Genomic DNA, 5,244 nt, shown 5'->3' on the forward strand with positions numbered 1-5,244 from the left:
GGCGCCGGGGCCCCGGCCTGCAGCTTGAATCCGCGCACCAGCGCCGCCAGATGCGCGGCCTGTTCCTGCAGGGTCTGGGCCGCGGCGGCGGCCTCTTCCACCAGGGCCGCGTTCTGCTGTGTGGCGTTGTCCATCAGGCTCACGGCATTGCCCACTTCGGAGATGCCGGTGCGTTGCTCCTGGCTGGCGAGGTCGATCTCGCGCACGATGCCGGCAACCCGCTGCACGCTGCCCACGACCTGGTCCATGGTCGAGCCGGCCTGGCGCACCAGGGCATTGCCGCTGCGGATCTGTTCCACCGACGATTCGATGAGCGCCTTGATTTCGCGCGCGGCGGTGGCGCTGCGCTGGGCCAGCGTGCGCACTTCTCCGGCCACCACCGCGAAGCCGCGTCCCTGCTCGCCCGCGCGCGCGGCTTCGACGGCCGCGTTGAGCGCGAGGATATTGGTCTGGAAGGCGATGCCGTCGATGACGCCGATGATGTCGAAGATCTTGCGCGCCGAGGTGTCGATGTCTTCCATGGTGTGCACCACGCGCTGCATGACGCTGCCGCCTTCGCCCGCCACCCGCGAGGCGTCGGAAGCCAGCTGGGCCGCCTGGCTGGCGTTGTCGGCGCTGTGCTGCACCGTGGAGGTGATTTCCTCCATGGCGGCGGCGGTCTGTTCCAGCGAACTGGCCTGCTGCGCGGTGCGGTCGGAGAGATCGTGGTTGCCGCTGGCGATTTCCAGGCTGGCCTGGCGCACGGATTCGGAGGCGTGGCGGATCTCGAGCAGGATGGTGGCGATCTTGTCGGCGAAGCGGTTGAAGGCCCGGCCGATCTGGGCCAGTTCGTCCTGGCCCGCCTCGGGCAGGCGGCGGGTCAGGTCGCCGTCGCCGCTGGCGATGTCTTCCAGCGCGTGCTGCACCTGCGGCAGTCCGCGCAGCTGCCGGCGCACGGCCGCGGCGAGCAGCGCGATGGCGGCAAGCAGCGCGGCCACGGTAATGGACGCCGCGATCAGCATCATCTCGGTAATGGGCGCGACGGCCTCGGCGCGGTCGATGGCGATGACCAGCGTCCACGGCGTGCCCGCCACCGGGCGGGCGTAGAGAAACCGGGCGGCGCCGCCGATCTCGTGCTCAAGCGAGCCCTCGGTCTGCGCCAGCCCGCGCAGCATGTCGAGGCTGAGGCCGGGGTCGATCTCCGTAACGGGCTTGAGCGCCAGCTTGGCGTCGGGATGCGCGAGAATCTGTCCCTTTTCGTCGAGCAGGAAGGCGAAGCTCTTGGGCGTGGCCTGGATGCCGGCCACCATCTTGGCCATGCTGTCCAGGAACATGTCCGTGCCGAACGCGGCCACGACGCGGCCGTTGCGGCGCGCCGCCTCGACGAAGCTCACGCAGAGCCTGCCGGTGGAGGCGTCGGTGTAGATGGGCGTGATGGCCGGGCCGCTGGCCTGCACCGCCTGCCGGTACCAGGGGCGCGCGGTGCCGTCGTAGCCTTCGGGCATGGCATGGTTGAACACGATGCGCTTGTCGGCGTAGACGATGTAGGCGTCGTCGAAGCCGCCGGCCTGCTTGGCGGCCGCGGCCATGAGATGGGCCTGTTCGTCGGGCTGGTCGACGGCCAGGTTCAGCGAGGAGGTGATGCGCTGCTTGTCGCGCACCCAGGCGGCCAGTTCGCTGGCGTGGTTCTGGGCGATCTGGCCGATGCCGTGGTCGAGCTGGGCATAGGTGTTGCGGCGCGCGACCCACAGCGTGGCGAGCGACAGGGACAGCATGGAAAGAATGGTGATCGCCACGCAGATGACGACGAGGCGGTTGCGGATGGATTTGAGCATGGGCGCTCCCTTCGGGGTCGTGACAGGCGCGCCAGACGGCGCGACCGCCAGCGTAGTGGGCCGGCGCGGCTTGCAGCGGGCCGATCAGCGCGGCTGGCGGCCCCGATTTCGCCCGTTTGGCGGCCGCAAGGGAGCAAGGAAAACGGGGCCGGTTCGGATCAGAGCCTGACGCGTTCCCGCAGCGCCCGTTTGATGAAAGCGATGTCGATGTCCTGCCCCGGATGGCGCAGGCAGAAGTCATAAAGCACCGCCACGTAGGCGTTGCCCAGCAGCTTGGTGATGGCGGCCGCCGTGGTGGCGGCGATGGTGCCGCCCACCGCGCTGCCCGCGCCGGGAATCAGCTTGAGCAGGCCCGACACCACCGAGCGGCCCGCCAGCGTGGCGGCCGAACTGCCCAGGGTGGAGGTCACCAGCGTGGTGAGGGCGGCGGTGCTGATCTCCATGCCGAAGGTGATGCCGATCTTGGCGATCATGCCGACCTGGATGGGCACCAGCGCGAAAGCGTCCGAAAAAGGAATGGGCGCGGCGGCGGCCGAGGCGGCCAGGCCCGCGGCGACGTTCACTTCGATCTCAGCCCGCTTTTTTTTTACTTCCAGGGCCTGCTTGTTGCGGGTGGAGAGCGCATTGGCGTAGGCGCGCTGCTGGGCTTCCGGGATGTACTGCGCCGTGACTTCGATGAGCCGGTCCAGGCCCATGGGCGGAAGCTCGGCCTGCAGCTCGTCTATCCATTCGGGCAGCGCGCGCACCGCCACCACGTCCTTGGCGCGCGGCAGCAGGGCGCGCGCGGTGTCGGCGAAGGGCGTATTGCGGCGCGCCTTGGTGAGAATGGCGATGACCGGGATGCCGGCATCGGCCAGCATGCCGCACAGCTCGATCTCGGCGTCTTCGACGCGGTGTACGCTGTCCTGGACGCAGAGCCAGGCCACGTGCAGGTGGCGGTCCTGGTCGGCGCTGGCGGCCCGCTCGCGGATGAGCGCCGCCAGTTCGGCGCGGGAGCGCCCGTAGTCGCCGACCTCCAGGCCGCGCGTGTCGATGATGGTCAGCGGATGGCCGGGCCGGGTGTATTCCTGCGTGGTCTGGGTGACCGGCTTGCCGGCGCCGGTGCGGGCAAGTTCGCCGCGGAACACCGCGTTGATGAGCGTGCTCTTGCCCACGCCGGTCTTGCCCGCCACCAGGATGTTCACGCGGCCGGCGCCTTGCGTGGCGGTGCGGATGGCATCGGCCACGGCGTCCTGCAGCGGGCCGGTAGTGTTGGGGGCGGCGGTCATGAGGGCGGCGAAGATTAGGAATGTTCCGATTCTAGCCGTGTTCACACGGCGTCCGGCGGGGTCGCGGCTGCGCGCAGGTCTTCCAGGAACGCCGCGGTGATGTCGTCCAGCAGGGCGCGGCGGCGCGCCACGAGGCTGATCTCCACGTCGTAGCGGAAGCGCCCGGGATCCAGCGCGTGCAGCAGCCCCGATTCGACATAGGGCGCCGCGTAGTGTTCCGGCAGATAGCCCAGGTGCGCGCCGGAAAGAATCAGGATGGCGGCGGCTTCCATGTTGTCCGCCTCCGACGTGACACGCAGCGGCCGCGCCGCGTGCGGCGCCTCGGGCAGGGGATAGGTGCGCCAGGTCCAGTCGGCGGCCGCGGCCTCCTCGGCGGTGACCCGCCCGGCCCGCGCCGCCAGCGGGTGCGCGGCGCCGCAATAGGCGACCTGCCGCTCCGTGAACAGCGGCGTGTAGTCGAGGGTGGGCACGCGGTGCAGGAAATAGCCCAGCGCCACCTGGATGTCGTTCCTGAGCAGCATTTCTTCCAGCTCGCGCGGACCGCGCAGCACCACGGACAGGCGCACCGCTTCGTCGCGCCGCCGGAAGCGCTGGATGGCGCGCGCGATGCGCGCGTTCTGCGCCAGGGTGGCGTTGCCGATGAGGCCGAGCTTCAGCCTGCCCACCAGCTGGCGGTGCATGTTGCGGGCCTCGGCCCCGAAATCGTCCAGGGCGGCCAGGGTGCGCCGCGCCAGGGCCGCGAAGCGCTGGCCGCGCGCGTTGAGCCGGAAGCCGCCGCGTCCGCGTTCGCACAGGCGGTAGCCGAGCCGGGTTTCCAGCGTGGCGAGCTGGCTGCTGATGGTGGACTGCCCCACGCCCAGCAGCTCTTGCGCAGCCGAGATGCCGCCGGCGTCGACGATGGCCAGGAAAACGCGGATCAGGCGCAGGTCCAGGTCGGAAACGGTGGAGAGCATAGGGTTATCACTCAATAAACATTGGTCTGAATCAATGTTTGTCGCATGGATTCGATATGGAACGCGGACACCGCGCTTTCTATTATTCACCGGCCCGCGCCGTTCGATTCTGGTCGGCGCGGGCGATTCGTAATCGTCCACATCCGGGCCCCCGGGACGGCGCTGCGCCAGATTCACTTTCATGCGCTTCACCGTATCGGCCACGGAAGGTGGCGCGGACCTCGCCGCCGGCGCGGCCCGCATCGACCAGAAGGGGAAGAGACATGATTCTGGATACCGGCGTGGTCGCGGCGTACTTCGCGGCAATGCTGCTGCTCGGGTGGTACGGCATGCGGCGCGCCCGCACGCAGGAAGACTTTCTGGTGGCGGGGCGCAACCTGGGGCCGGCCTTCTACATGGGCACCATGGCGGCCACGGTGCTGGGCGGCGCGAGCACCGTGGGCACGGTCAGGCTGGGCTATGTGTACGGCATCTCGGGTTTCTGGCTGTGCGCGGCGCTGGGCGCGGGCATCATCGTGCTCAACCTGCTGCTGGCCAAGCCGCTGATGCGGCTGCGCATCTACACGGTGACGCAGGTGCTGGAGCAGCGCTACAACGCGAACGCCAAGCGGGTGAGCGCCCTGGTCATGATGGCGTATGCGCTGATGCTGGCGGCCACCTCCGTCATCGCCATCGGCACCGTCATGCAGGTGATGTTCGACCTGCCGTTCTGGCTGGCGGTGCTGGCCGGAGGCGGCGTGGTGGTGGTGTATTCGGCCGTGGGCGGCATGTGGTCGCTGACGCTGACGGACATCGTGCAGTTTCTCATCAAGACCGTGGGCCTCATGTTCGTGCTGCTGCCCATCTGCCTGCACCGCGCGGGCGGCTGGGACGCGCTGGTGGCGCGCCTGCCCGCTTCCAGCTTCGAGCTGACCCATATCGGTATGGGCACGATCGTCACCTACTTCATGGTGTATTTCCTGGGCATCCTGATCGGCCAGGAGATATGGCAGCGCGTGTTCACCGCCCGCAGCGCGCGCGTGGCGCAGGCGGCCGGCACGGCGGCGGGGGTGTACTGCATCGTTTACGGACTGGTGGGCGCGGCCATCGGCATGTCGGCCCGCGTGCTGCTGCCCGAGCTCGACAACCCCAACAATGCGTTCGCCGCCATGGTGCGCGCGGGCCTGCCTGAGGGCCTGCGCGGCCTGGTCATGGCCGCCGCGCTGGCGG

At 69.4% G+C, this 5,244-nt stretch carries 4 protein-coding genes; 1 reads left to right on the forward strand and 3 read right to left on the reverse strand.

Translation table 11 applies throughout. From position 1 onward, the window contains the following. The 3 genes from AD428_RS22360 to AD428_RS22370 all read right to left on the reverse strand — a co-directional run. Window positions 1–1,814, reverse strand: a 1,814-nt coding sequence (locus AD428_RS22360) for a methyl-accepting chemotaxis protein (protein ID WP_053246635.1), incomplete at its 3' end; no start/stop codon positions are given. Between the two features lie 158 nt (window positions 1,815–1,972). Continuing rightward, on the reverse strand, window positions 1,973–3,082 hold the full coding sequence (locus AD428_RS22365) for a GTPase (RefSeq protein ID WP_053246636.1): 1,110 nt from the start codon (window positions 3,080–3,082) through the stop codon (window positions 1,973–1,975). 41 nt (window positions 3,083–3,123) lie between these two features. Continuing rightward, window positions 3,124–4,035: a LysR family transcriptional regulator gene (locus tag AD428_RS22370; protein WP_053246637.1), complete on the reverse strand. Its 912-nt coding sequence runs from the start codon at window positions 4,033–4,035 to the stop codon at window positions 3,124–3,126. Between the two features lie 263 nt (window positions 4,036–4,298). Here AD428_RS22370 and AD428_RS22375 point away from each other — a divergent pair. Further along, a partial coding sequence (locus AD428_RS22375) for a sodium:solute symporter family transporter (protein WP_053246638.1) occupies window positions 4,299–5,244 on the forward strand: 946 nt, incomplete at its 3' end.

This window comes from Achromobacter sp. DMS1, from assembly GCF_001270295.1.

Excerpts from the sequence above, each read along its gene's own strand:
- AD428_RS22365 (WP_053246636.1), bottom strand. The coding sequence starts at position 3,082 with ATGACCGCCGCCCCCAACACTACCGGCCCGCTGCAGGACGCCGTGGCC.
- AD428_RS22370 (WP_053246637.1), bottom strand. The coding sequence starts at position 4,035 with ATGCTCTCCACCGTTTCCGACCTGGACCTGCGCCTGATCCGCGTTTTC.